We start from the raw sequence: 17572 nt of genomic DNA on the forward strand, positions 1-17572 counted from the left end.
ATTCATTATGCGCTGGGCTTGTATTCTCTTCCCGCAACTGGCTTTAGACGCTGTTCTTCGGACACGCGCTGATTCGGACGCGCCGCTGGTATTGTTGAGCGGCCCGACCCAGCGCCGCGTGCTGCAAACCATGAACTCTGCCGCCCGCGAGCTTGGCTTGCGCCCCGGTCAATCTTTGACCGCAGCCCAGGCCATAACCAACACGTTTGCCATGGCGGAATACGAGCCGGCCGAGATTGAACGCTGGCATCAATTCCTTGCCGCATGGGCCTATCGCTTCAGTTCGCATGTGAGTCTGCATTATCCGCGCGCTGTGTTGATGGAGGTGCAATCCAGTTACAGCCTGTTTGGTCCCTGGCCACGCTTTGAGTCGCTGCTGCGCAAGGAGTTGACGGAGCTGGGCTTCCAACACCGGATTGTGGTTGCGCCCAATGCCGCGGCGGCGCGGGCGTTGGTTAATTGCCATGATGGCCTGGCTGTGGATGAGGCGCAGCTACAAAAAATGCTTGCTCAGCATCCGGTCGATCGTCTCGGGTTGGAGCGCAGCGCTGCCATCGCTTTCTCGCGTATGGGCATAAGAAATCTGGAGCAGATTTTGCGATTGCCGCGGGACAGCATCGCACGGCGCTTCAGCAAGGAAGTGCTCATGCATATCGATACCTTGCTGGGGGCCCGGCAGCTAGCGCTTGCATGTTATGCACCCCCGGATTACTTCGACAGCCGTATCGAATTGAATTTTGAGGTGGAATCCCACCAGGCCTTGTTATTTCCCTTGCGTCGCTTGACGGCCGATCTGGCCGCCTATCTGGCGGGGCGAGACAGTGGCGTGCAGCGTTTTACCCTGCACATGGAGCATCGTGATCGCGAGGACACACTGCTACCCATCGGACTGCTGAACACCGAACGTGAAGCGACCATGTTGTTTGAACTGGTACGCGGTCGGCTGGAACAGGTGCAGTTGCCAGAACCGGTTCTGGCGCTGCGGCTGATTGCGCGGGATCTCCCGGTGTTTGTACCTGAGCGCCGTGAGCTTTTCTCCGAACGAGCGCACCAATCACTGCCCTGGGAGCAGCTGCGTGAACGCCTGCGCGCCCGGCTTGGGGATGACGCTGTAACGGGGCTGCATATACAGGCTGACCACCGACCTGAACGGGCATGGCAAACCAGTAATGAAATTGCTCAGGTTGCTTCCCCAACAAACCAGCGGCTGCGTCCCGCCTGGCTCTTGGACGAGCCGGTTATATCAGAATTCGCTGGAAGCCAGATTCTGGCCGGGCCTGAGCGCATCGAGTCCGGATGGTGGGATGGCGGGGATATCCGCAGGGATTATTACCTTCTGAGGACTCAATCCGGTCAACTGGCCTGGGCCTACCGGCCGGTGGGCGATTCTGGACCATTGATGCTGCATGGGTGGTTCGCATGACTGGATATGCAGAGCTGCACTGCCTGTCCAACTTCAGCTTCCAGCGCGGGGCCTCCAGTGCGCTGGAGTTATTCGAACGGGCCAGGGCGCATGGCTATCGAGCGCTGGCGATTACTGATGAATGCACGCTGGCTGGCATCGTTCGTGCCTGGCAGGCCGCACGGCAGACGGGCGTCCCGCTCATAGTCGGCAGTGAGATGCGTGTCGAAGCAGGCCCCAAACTGGTGCTCTTGGCGGAAAACCTGATCGGCTACCAGAACCTCTGCCGGCTTGTCACTGTTGCCCGGCGGCGCGCGGCCAAGGGCGAATACAGGCTCCAGAGAAGTGATTTTGATGAATCGCTTACCGGGCTGCTGGCGCTTTGGATACCTGAACAACAACCGGACCCGGAAATGGGACGCTGGCTGAAACAGCACTTTGCCGATCGGTTGTGGCTAGCCGTTGAATTGCATCGCGGTCCGGATGATGCCAGGCGGCTGGATCAATTGCTGGCTCTCGCCGAGTCTCTGAATATACCTGCCGTGGCAACAGGGGATGTGCATATGCACGCCCGCGGGCGTCGCGCACTGCAGGACACCATGACTGCCATCCGTCATCACTGCACCGTCGCCGACGCCGGGCAACATCTGTTTCCCAATGGCGAGCGGCATCTGCGCTCGCCACCGGTGTTATCCGAGCTGTATCCCGCTGCGTTGTTAGCCGAGACGCTGCGGATTGCCGAGCGCTGCACCTTCGACCTTGGTCAGCTGCGTTATCAGTATCCACGTGAGCTAGTCCCGGAGGGCCAGACCGCCGCCTCCTGGTTGCGCACGTTGACCGAGGAGGGCATACGTTGGCGCTGGCCCGCGGGGGCGCCGGATAAGGTACTGCAACAGATCGAGGCAGAGCTCGAACTGATTACTGAAATGCACTACGAAAGTTATTTCCTGACGGTGCACGACATCGTTCGTTTCGCCCGTAGTCGCCATATTCTCTGTCAGGGTCGCGGCTCCGCTGCCAACTCGGCCGTCTGTTTTGCGCTGGGTATTACAGAAATCGATCCGTCTCGCATGAACATGTTGTTCGAGCGGTTCATATCCAGGGAACGCAACGAGCCGCCGGATATCGACGTGGATTTCGAGCACGATCGGCGCGAAGAAGTCATCCAGTACGTATTCAATCGCTATGGGCGCCGCCGCGCTGCACTCACGGCGGTGGCCTCCTCCTATCGCGGCGCCGGGGCTATACGGGATGTAGCCAAGGCACTGGGTCTACCGCCCGATCAGATAAGCGCATTGGCTGATTGTTGCGGCAAGTGGAGCAGTAAGGTGCCCTCCGGGGAGCGGCTGCGCGAGGCCGGTTTTGATCCGGCTAATCCTGTGTTGCACAGAGTGCTGACTCTGACGCGCGAGCTTGTCGGCTTCCCACGGCATCTGTCCCAGCATCCTGGCGGTTTCGTTATTTCCGAACAGCCGCTGGAAACACTGGTACCGGTTGAAAATGCCGCCATGGATGACCGCACCATCATCCAGTGGGACAAGGACGATCTGGATGCGGTTGGTTTGCTCAAGGTGGATATTCTGGCCCTGGGCATGCTCAGCGCGCTGCGAAGGGCCTTCGATCTGCTACGCCTGCATCGCGGACGGGATCTGACCCTGGCGACCATCCCTGCCGAGGATACGGCTACCTACGAGATGATCAGCCGGGCCGATACCGTCGGGGTATTCCAGATCGAATCGCGGGCCCAGATGGCCATGCTGCCGCGACTCAAACCCAGAACCTTTTACGATCTGGTCATTGAAGTGGCAATTGTTCGCCCCGGCCCGATCGTCGGCGATATGGTGCATCCCTATCTGCGCCGGCGAAACGGCGAGGAACCGGTAACCTATCCCTCCGAGGCGTTGCGCCAGGTATTCGAACGCACACTCGGCGTGCCGCTGTTTCAGGAACAGGTGATGGAGCTGGCTATCGTGGCGGCGGGATATACCCCCGGCGAGGCAGACCAGCTGCGCCGTTCCATGGCAGCCTGGAAACGCCTGGGTGGTCTGGAACCGCATCAGAAACGCCTGACCGAAGGCATGCTTGCGCGCGGTTATACGCGGGAGTTCGCCGAGCGCATCTTTGAGCAGATCAAAGGATTCGGAAACTACGGCTTCCCGGAATCCCATGCAGCCAGCTTTGCCCTGTTGACCTATGCCAGCTGCTGGTTGAAGTGCCATGAGCCGGCGGCCTTTATCTGCGCACTGATCAACAGCTGGCCCATGGGTTTTTACAGTCCGGATCAGCTGCTCCAGGATGCGCGGCGTCATGACATCGAGACTCTCCCTGTGGATGCCCGTTTCAGCGAATGGGACTGCACCCTCGAACCGGGGCGGGGAGGTGAACTGGCGATACGACTGGGGCTGCGTATGGTGCGCGGTTTTCGCGAAGAGGATGCTCAGCGCATTACCTGCGCTCGCACTGCTAGAGTCTTCACGGATACCACGGATCTGATCCAGCGCTGCCGTCTCGACAATCGCGCACGTGAATTGCTGGCTGACGCGGGCGCGCTGCGCGGCCTGGCTGGTCACAGACACAAGGCACGCTGGGCGGTTGCCGGCGTTGAGCCGCAATTACCCCTGTTTGCAGGGCAGCCCGCCACAGAAGAGAAGGGGGTCGTATTGCCATTGCCTCAGGTCGGTGAAGACATTCATGCCGATTACGCCACCACAGGTACGACCCTGGGCCCACATCCCTTGAGCTTGCTGCGCAGACAGTTGAAAAACAGGCGATGCCGTTCCTCGAGGGAGATGAAAAAGATGGAGCATGGGCGGCCCGTAGTCGTTGCAGGGTTGGTAACCGGCAGGCAAAAGCCGGGCACGGCCAGCGGCGTGATCTTCGTTACCCTGGAAGATGAGTACGGCATGATCAATGTAGTGGTCTGGCATGATCTGGGCGAGCGGCAACGCAGGGAACTGGTTGGTTCAAGGCTGATGCAGGTCAAAGGCCGACTGGAAACGGAAAAGGGGGTGATTCACGTCATCGCCCATCATCTGACGGATCTCACCCCGATGCTGGATGGCCTGGATGTGCGCAGCCGGGATTTTCACTAAGCTGCGACACATTGCAAACTAAAACCAATGAGCAGGGTTCAATGTGCAGGAGATGCTGCATGTATATGCTATCGAATTTTCAGGATTCATTTTTGCACTGCTGTGCAGCGCGCCGACGCTGAGTGCGACAAGAAGAACGCCAGATAACACAGCTACTGAAAACGAACTCATCAGATCAGATTTCATGAGCAAGCCCTACATTGTTGTTTTTGTATTTGCCTTTCGCGTATCGCGTGCGAGGCATATTGGTATGTGAATACATTAGTACGGGCAGCGTACAAAATCCACACAAAACCAAACAAATTTGTCTTTTTTACTTTTCAAAAGGTTGCTGCCCGAACGTCCGAGCAGCTTTGAGACTAAAGGGAATACTGGCGCAGCTCCCGTGCAATCAGCAAGCGCTGTATCTCGCTGGTGCCTTCATAAATCTGCGTAATCCGTGCATCACGATAAAGCCGCTCGACGGGGTAGTCCTCCAGATAACCGTAACCGCCATGAATCTGTATCGCTTTGGAGCACACCTCTTCCGCCATTTCGCTGGCAAACAGCTTGGCCTGGGAGGCTTCGGACAGACAGGGCTCACCGGCGCTGCGCAAACGTGCCGCATGCAGGATCATCAGCCGCGCTGCATTCAGCTTCATATGCATGTCCGCAAGCATATTGGCGATGCTTTGATGCTCTGTCAGCGCCACGCCGAACTGGCTGCGCTCCCGCGCGTAGGTCAGTGCGGCCTCAAAGGCGGCACGGGCAATGCCCAGGGCCTGCGCAGCAATGCCGATGCGGCCTCCCTCCAGATTGGACAAGGCAATGGCCAGCCCTTTGCCGCGCTGGCCCAACATGTTGGCTTCGGGGATACGACAATTATCCAGGCTCACGGCGCAGGTATCCGAACCGCGGATGCCCATCTTGTGTTCCATGCGCTCGATCCTGAAACCAGGGTTGTCGGTGGGCACCAGGAAGGCGGAGAGGCCTTTCTTGCCGAGTTCAGGGTCAGTCACGGCAAAAACGATCGCCAGACCCGCGCGCTTGGCATTGCTGACAAACTGCTTGGCGCCGTTGATCACCCATTCGCCATTTTCCAGGACCGCTCGGGTCCGTAAGTTGTGCGCTTCGGAGCCGGCCTGGGGTTCGGTCAAACAGAAACAACCAATCGTCTGACCCGCCGCGAGAGAAGGCAGCCAGGTTTGCTGCTGATCCGGCGTACCGAACTTGAGAAGCGGTCCACACCCCACGGAGTTATGAATGCTCATAATGGCGCCCGTTGCGCCGCAGCCTGCTGAAATTTCTTCCACGGCCAGGGCGTAAGCGGCGTAATCAGTGTAGCTCCCGCCCCATTCTTCCGGCACCACCATCCCCAGTAGCCCCAGCTCACCCATCTGACGCACCACAGCGTCATCGATCCAGCCGGCCTTGTCCCATTCGGCGGCACGCGGCGCCAGTTCGCTTTGCGCAAACTGGCGGGCCATGTCACGGACCATGCGCTGGTCTTCATTCAGTTCAATGTCATGCATTGTATCGATTCCCTTGTGCGGCCGGCTCAGGCCTGGCGGCGACTGGCGGTGGAGCTAGGCGCAAACCCTTCAAAGAATTCGTCTACCTGTTCAGCGCTGACTCCCGCGAGAGTCGGCGGATTCCAGCGTGGAGACTTGTCCTTATCGATGATCAGCGCTCGCACACCTTCCATGATGTCGCCCTTGGCAAACCATTGGCGATCCAGATGCAGCTCCATGGCGAAGCAGTCTGCCAGATCCAGTTCGCGACCACGGCGGATCATCTCCAGCGTGACGCTCATCGCCAGCGGTGAGCGGCTATCAATCACTGCAGCAGTCTTTTCCGCCCAATCCTGATAGGCCTCACATTCTTCCGTCGTCAGCGACTGGCGGATGTCTGCCAGTGAATCATGAGCAAAGTGACGATCAATAGTGTGCTGGATGGCCTTGAGTTCAGATCCGATCATCGCGCTGGAAGCCAGGGTCTTGAGGATATCCGTCAGGTCTTGCCCTGGGTTATCTGACCAGGTGGTGCCGTTCAGCGAAGAATGCAGTTCAGATATCAGATCCTTACCCAGACAGAAATCCGCAAGTCCGGTGAAGAGCGCATCAGCCGCCCGAATCTGCGTGCCGGTGACGCCCAGGTAGGCTCCCAGCTCTCCGGGCAGGCGGGACAGAAAATAGCTTCCGCCCACATCAGGGAAATAGCCTATGCCGGTTTCAGGCATACCCATGCGTACGCTTTCAGTTATGACCCGGTGTGAAGCGCCCTGCACCAGACCCATGCCGCCACCGAGAACGAAACCGTCCATCAGTGCCAGGATAGGTTTCGAGTAACCGTGAATACTCTGATCCAGCGCGTATTCCTCTTCGAAGAAGGTGGTATACATGCCGTCACCGGCCTTGAAGCTGTCGTATAGGGCGCGAATGTCACCACCGGCGCAAAAGGCTTTCTCGCCATTCGCCCGCAAAACCACGGCCTTGATACTGTCATCCTCGCGCCATGCGTCCAGCTGCTGCTGCAGGAGCCGAATCATCTCGAGCGTCAGCGCATTGAGGCCCGCAGGGCGATTGAGTATCAGATGGCCGACCTGGTTCTGCACCTCGGCCAATACAGTTTGCTGCAGATCAGTCATTCCGGGCTCCATACAGCTTGATGATCGCGGAGAAGTCCAACCCGCCATTACCCTGGCTGCTGAACGTCTGGTAAAGCTGCTGGGCCAGACCGCCGAGGATGACTGGTTGGCGCGCCTGCTTGGCCGCCTCGGTGGCCAGGCCGAGGTCCTTGAGCATCAGATCGCTACCAAAACCGCCGGTATAGCCCCGCGATGCCGGCGCGCTATCCAGTACACCCGGGTAGGGGTTATAGGTATCAGAGCTCCAGCAGCGACCGCTTGAAGTATTGATGATGCCCGCCAGCACCTTGGGATCCATGCCCAGGGATACGCCCAGATTCATGGCCTCGGCGGTCCCGATCATGGAGATCGCCAGCAACATGTTATTGGCGACCTTGGCCACCTGTCCGTTGCCCGCCGGGCCACAGTGAACGATGTTCTTGCCCATTGCCTGCAATACCGGCAGGGCTGCATCGAAATCAGTCTGCTCGCCGCCCACCATGAAGGTCAGGGTACCTGCCGTAGCACCACCAGTACCGCCGGACACTGGTGCATCAATCATGCGGTTGCCATTTTTTTCTGCGGCGGTGGCAACTTCGCGGGCGCTCATCGGATCGATGGTTGAGCTGTCGATCAGGCGTACCGCCGGCGCAACGTTGGCCAGCAAGCCTTCCTCACCCAGGTAAACGGATTTCACGTGCTGGGCTGCGGGGAGCATGGTGATAATGAGTTCGACATCGCTCTGGGCCAGCGTGGCGATACTTTGCGCAGCGCTGGCCCCAGCGTCCACAAGACTGCTGACTGCCGTCTGGGACAGATCGAACACGGTCAGCTGATGGCCGGCCTTGATGAGATTGTGAGCCATTGGCCCGCCCATATTACCTAGACCAAGAAATCCGATTTTCATGCACGTTACCTCGTTATTGTTGTCGGCCCGCCAATGTTGCCCGGCGTTTCCTCAATTGTTCTTAAAGTTCGGTTTGCGCTTCTCGACAAAGGCCTGCATGCCTTCCGTCTGGTCGGCCGTGGCGAAGATGGAGTGGAATACCCGGCGCTCGAAACGCACACCTTCGCTGAGGCTGGTCTCGAACACGCGGTTGACGCATTCCTTGGTCATCATCACGCTAGGCAAGGATTTGGCTGCGATAACCTGCGCGGTCTTCAGCGTTTCTTCCAGAAGTTGATCAGCTGGAATGATCCGCGCCACCAGACCGGCACGCTCGGCCTCTTCGGCGTCCATCTGGCGACCGGTCATGCACATCTCCATCGCCTTGGCCTTGCCCAGGGCACGGGTCAGGCGCTGGGTTCCGCCGATGCCGGGTAATACGCCCAGGTTGATCTCCGGCTGGCCAAATCGTGCATTGTCCGCTGCGTAGATGAAGTCACAGATCATTGCCAGTTCGCAGCCGCCACCCAGGGCATAACCGGCCACCGCAGCGATCAGCGGCTTGCGCCGATTGGCGATGCGGTCGGCGGGGGAGAAGAAGTCGTCCAGGTATACCTGGGGATATTGCAGATCGACCATCTGCTTGATGTCGGCACCGGCGGCGAAGGCCTTGCTGGACCCAGTCAATACCATGCAGCCAATCATCGGATCATTCTCGAACTGGTCCAGCGCCTGGTTAAGCTCGTCCAGTACTTGCGTATTCAAGGCATTCAATGCCTGGGGGCGGTTCAGGGTTATCAGGCCGACGCGGTCACGAACTTCAACCAGCAAGGTTTCAAAACTCATAGGACTACTCCAACAATGCGGGCCGACATTGCTGCCGGCCCGCATGGATCATTTCAGGGTGATGGTGGTGTTGACCGCAGCTGCCTGCTCGTCATCATCGAACCAGCGTGCGGTGACGGTCTTGGTCTGGGTGTAGAACATGATCACCTGCTTGCCGTAAGGACCGAGATCTCCCAGCTTGGAGCCACGTGAACCGCTGAAGGAGAACAGCGGGACCGGCACGGGGATCGGCACGTTGATGCCTACCTGGCCAACGTCGATATCCTCCTGGAAGCGGCGGGCGATGCCGCCGGAGCGCGTAAAGATAGCGGTGCCGTTGCCATTGGGATTGGCATTGATGATCTCGATGGCCTCGTCCAGGCTATCGGCCTGCATCACGTTTAGCACTGGCCCGAAGATTTCCTCGTCATACACGGCCATGCCCGGCTTGACGCCAGCGAGGATGGTCGGACCGACAAAGTTGCCGTCTTCATAACCCGGCACGGTAGGGTTGCGTCCATCCAGCACCAGTTCAGCACCCTGATCCACACCTTTCTGAATCAGACCGTTAACCCGCTCCAGTGCCGCGGTGGAAATCACCGGGCCGACATCTGTGCCTGGCTCCACGCCGGCACTGACCTTCAGCGTCTGCGCCTTGCGCGCCAGTTCAGGCAACCAGTTACGGGCTTCGCCCACCAGGATGATGACCGGCAGGGCCATACAGCGCTGACCGGCAGCACCGAAGGCAGCGCCGACCAGATTGTTCAGGGTCTGCTCCTTGTTGGCATCGGGCATGACGATGGCGTGGTTCTTGGCGCCCATCATGCACTGCACGCGCTTGCCGGCCTGGCTGGAACGGTTATATACGTGAGTGCCGACATGGGTTGAGCCGACAAAGGAGACGGCCTTGATGTCCGGGTGATCACAGACTGCGTTCACTGCGTCGACGCCGCCATGGATCACGTTCAGCACGCCCGGCGGTATGCCCGCTTCCAACGCCAGTTCTGCCAGGCGCATGGTGACCATCGGATCCTGCTCGGAGGGCTTGAGCACAAAGGTATTTCCGGTGGCGATAGCCATGGGAAACATCCACAGCGGGATCATCGCCGGGAAGTTGAACGGCGTGATGCCGGCACAGACGCCCAGCGGTTGCAGCAGGGTATAGGTATCCACACCGCCAGCCACGTTGTTGGCCAGTTCACCAAGCTGCAGATTACCCACGGCTGAAGCGTGCTCGACCACTTCCAGGCCACGGAACACATCGCCTTCAGCATCGGCCAACGTCTTGCCCTGCTCGGCGGTGAGAATGGCGGCCAGCTCTTTCATGTTCTCGCGGATCAGCTGCTGATATTTGAGGAAGCTCCGCGCCCGGGCACCGATGGGTGTCTTGCGCCAGGTCTTGAATGCTTCCTTGGCGCCGGCGACTGCGGCATTGATTTCGTCCGCGGTGGCGAAGGGCACACGGGCCAGCACTTGCTGGGTCGCGGGGTTGATCACTTCGCGCCACTGGTCGGTTCTCGATTCGACAAATTCGCCGTTGATCAACAGCTTGACGGTAGGGACATTCGTGGTGGTCATGTGTTTCTGCCTTGGGCCGTATGGGCCTTGTCGTTTGGAAGGTCGTACTGGATAGTAGCAGTGCGTTTTTACATTAAACAATTGGCTCATCCGCAACATGGATCTGCGTTTTTGCACAGGACGAAAAGTGGACTGGGATAATCTGCGTTTTTTTCTCGAATTGAGTAGAGCCGGGCGCCTGACTACTGCGGCGCGTCGTCTCGGGGTAGACCACACCACGGTGTCCCGGCGCGTCCAGGCGCTGGAAAAAAGTCTTGGCGTGGCGCTCTTCATCCGGGACACCACCGGTTATTCGCTGACCGAGGCGGGACGCAGCCTGCTGCCTCAGGTTGAACAGATGGAGGGGGCGAGCGTGCGGATTGAGCAGGCCCTGCCGAACCCGGGTGAAAGCCTTTCGGGGCAGGTGCGTATCGGCGCAACCGAAGGCTATGGGACGCTGATTCTGGGCGGTCAGCTCAGTGAGTTGAGCCAGCGCCATCCGCACCTTCACCTGGATTTGCTGGCGCTGCCCCGGGCGGTGCGCTTATCACGGCATGAGGCAGATATCGTCATCACCCTGGAGCGGCCCGAACGGGGACCTTTCATCATTACCAAGCTGACCGATTACGTCCTGCGCCTGTATGTCTGCAAGGACTATCTGGAAAAGCATGGGCCCATTCGCAACCGCGATGATCTGAGTACACATCGCTTTGTCAGCTATGTGGACGATCTGGTATTCAGCAAGGAGCTGCTGTTTCTCAACGAAATTGCAGGTTCGGGCGCGGTCGGGCTACGCAGCACAAGTTTGCTGGCGCAGCAGGAAGCCATAGCCGCCGGCGCCGGACTCGGCATCCTGCCCGCTTTCTCTGCTGATTCCGACCCGCGCCTGAGCCTCGTCATGCCTGAACAGATTCGTTTCATCAGAACATTCTGGATGTTGATGCCCATCGAACTGAAAGATATTGCCCGGATGCGGGTGACCTGGGATTTTTTGCGAGAGATGGCGGAGCTCGAGAAGGACAGGCTGATGGGCGCAAGATAATACTGGTGGCTATGCGGAACGAAGAACAGCCAGCGATAACACCTGCTTGAGGACTGACAAGCGATTTCATTGGCGTAGCGCTGTAATTTTTATACCAGACGAAGGTTGTCATTTCATGAAACAGCATGTAGCTTAATAAAAAACGAGTCTGTTGGTTTTTAAATGTCGAGCAGGTTCCTTACAAAAACAAGAATCAGGAGAGATGATCAATATGCCTCCTACGCAGCTGTTTCCTCCGTCGCTCACCTCCGCTTCGCGTGGGGCTGGCGCCAATGGCGAAAGTGTGTCCGCTGATATATCCGGTGCGAAGCTGTCTCCGTGGGAAGCGCAAGCAGCGGTCGATGACAATTGTAGCGTTGCTGCCTATACCCTGGATCCAAGCGGTTCGTCGAACCGTGATCCTGCTGGCCCAGATGGTGCTCCGGATTCTGTCGCAGACGCACCCACTTGTCTTGTTATCCACCGAAGCCATTCCAGGCCCACGCCAAACTGCCCAGCACAGATGTTACATCCAGACCTGAACTGTCTCTCCGTTACAGCACGGGGTTTTACCCCGCTCACGGCGGCGCTGGCTACCCCAGCTACGTTCGCGAACCATCTAAACCCCAATTGTATTGAAGCCAGTACCGACCTGGTTTTTCGCTTTGAAGCCTTGTCTCCCAGTGGCCTTCGCTAACTGTTACGTTTGGAGTATCAATAATGAGTGCAGATGCAGTTTTGAAAGGTAAGGTCGCCATAGTGCTGGGCGCGGCTGGACCAGGAAATATGGGGCAGGTAATAGCTCGTTATATGTCTGAAGCTGGCGCTAATGTGGTGGTAGCTGGTCGACATGCTGATGAGCTTGAACGCTTCGCCGCTTCGATAGAGGGCTCTTCGGCTGTATGTGATATCACGAACAGTCAACAGTTGGCAGAGCTGTTCGGCACGACCATTGAACGCTATGGAAAGGTGGATATTGCGATAAATGCCACCGGGTGGGGTTTGCTGAAACCTTTCCTGGAGACAACTGAAGAGGAACTTGAGCGCATGCAGGATCTGCAGTTCAAAGGTCCATTCATGTTTCTTCAGCAGGCGGTCAGATCGATGGAGTCAGGTGGGTCCATCATACAGATCAGCTCTGCAACCGCGTCTATCATGTTCGAGAATCATGCGGCCTATATGGGCACGAAGGCCGGGATCGATCATGTAGTGCGGTGCGTAGCGAACGAATTTGGTGAACGGGGTATCCGCGCCAACAGCATTTCTCCCGGTCTGACCGATACACCGATGACGGCTGCAGCAAAGGAAGTTCCCGGTGTGTTTGACGCCTTCCTTAAGGGTTATCCGCTCGGCCGAATAGGCACCTCTGAGGATATTGCGGCCGCGGCCGTCTGGCTGGCCAGCGATCCATGTTTCATGACGGGACAAAACCTTCAGGTCAATGGAGGTTTAACGTTACGGGCAAATCCTATGCAGGCCGATATCAATGATGCTGTGGAGCAGGCTGCCCAAAATTCACGGCGATAGGCGAGGTAAGGACACCGGCTAAGAAGTAGAGATTCATCATTAATTCAAAACAGTTGGCAACTGCTGTAGCAGATGGCGAATTCCGTTCCGGCTAAATAAAACGATCTGGTCGGTTTTATTTAGCCGGACCAGGAAGGACTCATTAATAACCCTTGGAGCATGCAAATGAGCGTAAACAAGAATAACAACCGCTGTAACAAAATTGCCCTGTCACGTCTGGCCGCCGGAGTGCTAGCCGCCGGGCTCGCATCAACCAGCGGGCAGGTGATGGCGTTCAGTATTGACACCGAGAACCCGGATCTGCGGGTGCGCTGGGACAATACGGTTAAATACAATATTGGCTGGCGTATGGAAGGTCGGGATGACCGTCTGGGAGACAACTGGGTCTCACAGGCGACCAACCACGGTTGGGACAAGGGCGATATCGTGACCAATCGGGTCGATATTCTCAGCGAATTCGACATGGTTCATAAAATGAATCATGGCTTCCGGGTCTCTGCTGCAGCCTGGAACGACTTTGCGTTCGATGATGTTGAAGGTAACCCAGCCTACCAGGCGGCCGGTCTGGGCACGGCGTACCCAAATAATCGTTTTACCAGTGACGTGGAACGCTACTACAAGCGCTCAGGTGAGATATTGGATGCCTTCGTCTTTACTCGCCTTGATGTGGGTACGGTGCCGATAAATGTGCGTGCGGGTCGTCACAATGTGTACTGGGGCGAGTCGATGTTTACCTTCGGCAACAGTATCGCCTATGGCCAAGGTCCACTCGACCTGCGCAAAGCGACTTCTACGCCGGGCGTCGAAGCGAAAGAGTTGTTCCTGCCACAGACTCAGATCTCGGCCTCGGCACAGCTGACGGATAATGTTTCGGTGTCCGCCAATTACTATCTTGAGTGGGATGCGCACCGCCTCCCGGAAGGTGGGACCTACCTCGGTGGCTCTGACCTCAGCTTTCTTGGCGGGACCGATTATCTTGGACTACCCGTAGTGGGCGATCTGGATCATGGTCCAGGTGAAAAACCTGATGATCGAGGCAGCTGGGGTATTAACACACATATTCGCTCAGAATTGCTGGGCGGAACCATCGGTCTCTACTACCGGAATTTTGACGACCGCAATCCGGCCATGGTGATGGCGCCCGACTCTTCCTATATGTACAACGCCTACGCAGAAGATGTGAAACTTTACGGTATCAGCTATGCGCGGCTATTGGGTGCTATCTCGGTAGGCGCCGAGTTATCCCGCCGGGAAGGCACATCGCTGGCGTCCAATAGCGCTGGTCTCGCTACAGGTGATACGTGGCATGGCTTGCTCAACATGGTGGCTTTCATTGGCCAAACGTCCGTGTTCGATTCAGCCAGTTTGTCTGCAGAGCTATCTTATAGCCGGCTCGATAGCGTTGACGGCTCGACTCGCCAGTTCTTTAACCACGAGAGCGGGCGGTATGGGGGGTGTGACGCCGGACGGAAGGGCGGATGCGCAACCGATGATTCGCTGGGCTTTCAGGTGTCATTTGTCCCGACCTGGTATCAGGTATACCCGGGCATAGACATGACTGCACCAATCAACTACGGCCAAGGCATCACTGGTAACTCGCCTACTCCCCTCGGCACTGCAGAAAACGGCGGTTCCTGGAGCGTTGGCGTAGGCCTGGATATCCATGCCAAGTACGAAGTGGATCTGGCCTACAACGATTATTTTGGCGACTACACCAAGGGAGCGAATCCACTCGCAGCCGTACCGGGCGTGGAGGACGTGGTGTGGGAGAACAACAGCGGCAGCGGGATCATGCACGACCGCGGTTGGTTGTCTCTGACCTTCAAGACCGCGTTCTGATCCAGGCTCTCGGACCAAGATAACCATTAGCGAAACGCCGCTCGGACTGATAGTGCCAACAGATTAGCTGGCGCTGTCAGTCCGATGAGGTGAAATAGGGGAGCAGTCATATGTTGAGCCTTGAAGCCAGGATTCAGCGCGTTGAAGACCATCTGGCGCTGCAAGAACTTATTCATTCGTATTGCATTCATATCGACGAAGCAAAAAACGCGGATGCGATCGTTGATTGTTTTGTAGACGATGCGGTTCTGGATTTGTCCGGCCTGGGTCTGCCGGTGGTGACGGGACACCAGGACATTCGCGAGTTTTTTATCAGTGTGCTGGCTGGCACCGAGTGCAACGCCCATTTCAGCAGCAATTTTAAAGTTAATCGGTTGGAGCAGGACGAGGCGGAGTGCCAGAGCTATGTGCATGCGGTCGGCACCGCCAAGGACGGTAGCGACATTCTGGTATATGCCAAGCACCAATATCGCTGCGTCAGAACTGCCATGGGTTGGAAAATAAAGCATTTTTCAGAGCCCTATTTGTTACCTCCCACCAAGGTCATTCCGCACTTTGAGTAAGTGATGCTCAATGTTGGTGCGACCCACGCGTATATATTTCTACGCCCTCATGGTTACAGGTAGAGCGTGATGAACAATAAAAAAGATAAGACCGAAACGTCTCTTTCTCGCCGCAGTTTGCTCGCCAGTGCGGGTATAGCGGTAGGCGCGGCAGCGGCCTTGGGCGTTCCGGGTGTTGCCATGGCAGCAAGCTCGGCTGGTAGAAAAGTGCAGTGGGATCTGGAAACCGATGTGATCTGCGTTGGTACGGGATCCGCCGCGTGTACAGCAGCGGTGACAGCCGTCTCACGCGGCGCAAAAGTGATCGTACTGGAGAAGATGCCCATGGCAGGCGGCACCACCGGCAAATCGGGCGGCATCACCTGGATTCCGAACAATCAGTTCCTGGCGGAAGCCGGCCTGAATGATGACAAGACGGATTGCCTGAAATACATAGCCCGCTATGCCTACCCCGAACGTTACAACGCCAACGGTCCGACACTGGGGCTGAGCGAGCACGATTATCGAATGATCGAGACCTTTTACGATAATGGCACGCGTATGGTGGATTGGATGGCGAAGGTGGAGGCCATGTCCTTCCAGCCCTTCCAATTGTGGGAGCTGGAGATCACCCCTCCGGATTACGGCGACCACTTGGCCGAGAACAAGCTGAACAAGGGGCGGGCATTGGAGCCGGCTGTGGGAGCCGGTCCATACAGTGGCGGTAGCAGTCTGGCCTACCAACTTGAAACCTGGCTGCGTAATGCGGAAGTCCCCGTGATGCTTGAGCACAAGGCAGAAGAGATCATCTTCGACGGTGAGCGAGCAACGGGTCTGGTGGTCAGTCATGCAGGCAAGCGCATCAACATCAAGGCCAATAAAGGCGTCATCTTCGGTACTGGTGGGTATGCCCACAACACCGACCTGATCGAGCGTCACCAGAGTCCGGGCCTGTATGGTTCGTGCGCTGCGGTCGGCTCCACCGGAGACTTCATCGGCATGGCCCAGCAGGCGGGTGCCCGTATGGGGCGTCTGGATACGGCATGGCGGACACCTGTGGTACTCGAAGAGGCGTTGCAGAACCGGGCTGTGGCTCACGGCGTCGTATTCGCTCCGGGCGACTCCATGATTCATGTCAACAAGTACGGCCGGCGTTGCGTCAACGAAAAGCGCAACTACAACGACAGGACCCAGGCGCACTTCACCTTTGATCCGGTTAATGCCGAATACCCGAACCTGTTCATGTTCATGGTATTTGATGAGCGGACCCTGCAGCGCAACGGCGGCGCCTTGCCCATTCCCATGGACAAGCGCGAATCTGCCTGGTTGATTGAGGGTAGAGGTACCAAGGACCTGGGGCAGCAGATACGTCAGCGTCTGCAGTCTCTTAACGGCAAACTCGGTATCTACAAGCTGGATGACGCGTTCGAAGAAAATCTCAGCGCGACCATCACCCGTTATAACGGGTTTGCCAGAACGGGCAGGGATGAGGACTTTGACCGTGGTCTGCATGAGTATGACCAGATATGGCAGAAAGTCTTCTCGCCAGTCCGTGAGGACAGTGATTTTCCCGATAACAATCACCCGAACTCCACCATGCATCCGATCGATGACGATAGGCTGTATGCCGTCATTCTTGCGCCGGGTGCGCTGGATACCAGCGGTGGTCCGGAGATCAATGAGCATGGCCAGGTTCTGGGCGCAGACGGTAAGCCGATCGAAGGGCTCTACGGAGCGGGTAACTGCGTGGCTTCCCCGGTCGGCCCAGCCTACGTTGGCGCAGGCGGCACCATTGGTGTGGCTATGACCTTTGCCTGGTTGGCTGGTACCCATGTGGTCGGAGCAGAGGCATGAAGCGTTTGATGGATGGCCTGTTGATCTCGTTGTCTGTAATGGCGATCGGTACGCTGCAGGCCGGGGCTGTGTCTGCGTCTGCTGCGGTAGAGGATGGTTCGATCAGCTTTACCCAGGCCGTCATTCCAGTGCTGCGGACCCAATGCGCTACCTGTCACATGACGGGGACAGAACCAGGAAACCTCAAGCTCTACCCCTCGGCCGCTTATGACAGCATTGTGGGAGTGGAATTGCCGGGCACGGGAGCGACGCTGGTTGCCCCGGGGGACCCCGACAGCAGCTACCTCTTGCACAAGATCAAGGGTACCCATCTTGAGCACGGCGGCACAGGGGGGCGCATGCCCTTCGGTCAGCGGCCGCTAGCGGACGACGTCATCTCCGTAATAGAAAAATGGATCGATCAGGGAGCGCTGAACAACTGA

At 57.6% G+C, this 17572-nt stretch carries 14 protein-coding genes; 9 read left to right on the plus strand and 5 right to left on the minus strand.

Features of this window, described 5'->3' with window-relative positions; genetic code table 11:
- The first annotated feature begins 7 nt into the window (after nucleotides 1–7).
- From G3M63_RS08935 to G3M63_RS08945, 3 genes are read left to right on the plus strand one after another with little or no spacing between them, the layout of a single operon-like run.
- Nucleotides 8–1423 (plus strand): DNA polymerase Y family protein, encoded by a 1416-nt coding sequence (locus G3M63_RS08935; protein ID WP_163982710.1) that lies wholly within the window; start codon nucleotides 8–10, stop codon nucleotides 1421–1423.
- Nucleotides 1420–4494, plus strand: a complete 3075-nt coding sequence (locus tag G3M63_RS08940) for an error-prone DNA polymerase (protein WP_163982711.1) — start codon at nucleotides 1420–1422, stop codon at nucleotides 4492–4494. The genes G3M63_RS08935 and G3M63_RS08940 overlap by 4 nt, the downstream gene beginning before the upstream one ends.
- A gap of 43 nt (nucleotides 4495–4537) precedes the next feature.
- A complete protein-coding gene (locus G3M63_RS08945; RefSeq protein ID WP_150300708.1) occupies nucleotides 4538–4750 on the plus strand; it encodes a hypothetical protein in 213 nt (70 codons plus the stop codon).
- A gap of 103 nt (nucleotides 4751–4853) precedes the next feature.
- Here G3M63_RS08945 and G3M63_RS08950 read toward each other — a convergent pair whose 3' ends face one another.
- Genes G3M63_RS08950 through G3M63_RS08970 form a run of 5 tightly spaced genes read right to left on the minus strand, consistent with a single transcriptional unit; the run spans nucleotide 4854 to nucleotide 10388 of the window.
- Entirely contained in the window at nucleotides 4854–6005 is a 1152-nt protein-coding gene (locus G3M63_RS08950; protein ID WP_163982713.1) for an acyl-CoA dehydrogenase family protein, read from the minus strand.
- A gap of 26 nt (nucleotides 6006–6031) precedes the next feature.
- The gene (locus G3M63_RS08955) at nucleotides 6032–7120 is read right to left on the minus strand and encodes an enoyl-CoA hydratase/isomerase family protein (RefSeq protein WP_163982715.1); all 1089 of its coding nucleotides are present in this window, start codon (nucleotides 7118–7120) and stop codon (nucleotides 6032–6034) included.
- Nucleotides 7113–8006, minus strand: a complete 894-nt coding sequence (gene mmsB / locus G3M63_RS08960; protein ID WP_163982717.1) for a 3-hydroxyisobutyrate dehydrogenase — start codon at nucleotides 8004–8006, stop codon at nucleotides 7113–7115. The genes G3M63_RS08955 and mmsB overlap by 8 nt, the downstream gene beginning before the upstream one ends.
- Before the next feature lie 51 nt (nucleotides 8007–8057).
- Entirely contained in the window at nucleotides 8058–8831 is a 774-nt protein-coding gene (locus G3M63_RS08965; RefSeq protein WP_163982719.1) for an enoyl-CoA hydratase, read from the minus strand.
- A 48-nt stretch (nucleotides 8832–8879) separates the two neighbouring features.
- Nucleotides 8880–10388, minus strand: coding sequence for a CoA-acylating methylmalonate-semialdehyde dehydrogenase (locus G3M63_RS08970; RefSeq protein ID WP_163982721.1), 1509 nt, complete (start codon nucleotides 10386–10388; stop codon nucleotides 8880–8882).
- Nucleotides 10389–10515: 127 nt separating this feature from the next.
- On the opposite strand from G3M63_RS08970, the gene G3M63_RS08975 reads away from it, so the two are divergent.
- From G3M63_RS08975 to G3M63_RS09000, 6 genes are all read left to right on the plus strand, one after another.
- The gene (locus G3M63_RS08975; RefSeq protein WP_163982723.1) at nucleotides 10516–11409 is read left to right on the plus strand and encodes a LysR family transcriptional regulator; all 894 of its coding nucleotides are present in this window, start codon (nucleotides 10516–10518) and stop codon (nucleotides 11407–11409) included.
- 699 nt (nucleotides 11410–12108) lie between these two features.
- Nucleotides 12109–12915: an SDR family oxidoreductase gene (locus tag G3M63_RS08980; protein WP_163982725.1), complete on the plus strand. Its 807-nt coding sequence runs from the start codon at nucleotides 12109–12111 to the stop codon at nucleotides 12913–12915.
- Nucleotides 12916–13080: 165 nt separating this feature from the next.
- Nucleotides 13081–14754 carry a DUF1302 domain-containing protein gene (locus G3M63_RS08985; RefSeq protein WP_163982727.1) on the plus strand — a complete coding sequence of 558 codons (1674 nt, stop codon included), beginning with the start codon at nucleotides 13081–13083 and terminating at the stop codon, nucleotides 14752–14754.
- Between the two features lie 113 nt (nucleotides 14755–14867).
- Nucleotides 14868–15317, plus strand: a complete 450-nt coding sequence (locus G3M63_RS08990) for a nuclear transport factor 2 family protein (protein ID WP_163982729.1) — start codon at nucleotides 14868–14870, stop codon at nucleotides 15315–15317.
- A gap of 69 nt (nucleotides 15318–15386) precedes the next feature.
- Nucleotides 15387–17150 carry an FAD-binding protein gene (locus G3M63_RS08995; RefSeq protein WP_163982731.1) on the plus strand — a complete coding sequence of 588 codons (1764 nt, stop codon included), beginning with the start codon at nucleotides 15387–15389 and terminating at the stop codon, nucleotides 17148–17150.
- Complete coding sequence (locus tag G3M63_RS09000; protein ID WP_163981503.1) at nucleotides 17147–17572, plus strand: hypothetical protein; 426 nt, start codon at nucleotides 17147–17149, stop codon at nucleotides 17570–17572. The genes G3M63_RS08995 and G3M63_RS09000 overlap by 4 nt, the downstream gene beginning before the upstream one ends.

The organism is Pseudomonas sp. OIL-1 (assembly GCF_010669185.1).
Taxonomy (GTDB): Bacteria; Pseudomonadota; Gammaproteobacteria; order Pseudomonadales; family Pseudomonadaceae; genus Halopseudomonas; species Halopseudomonas profundi.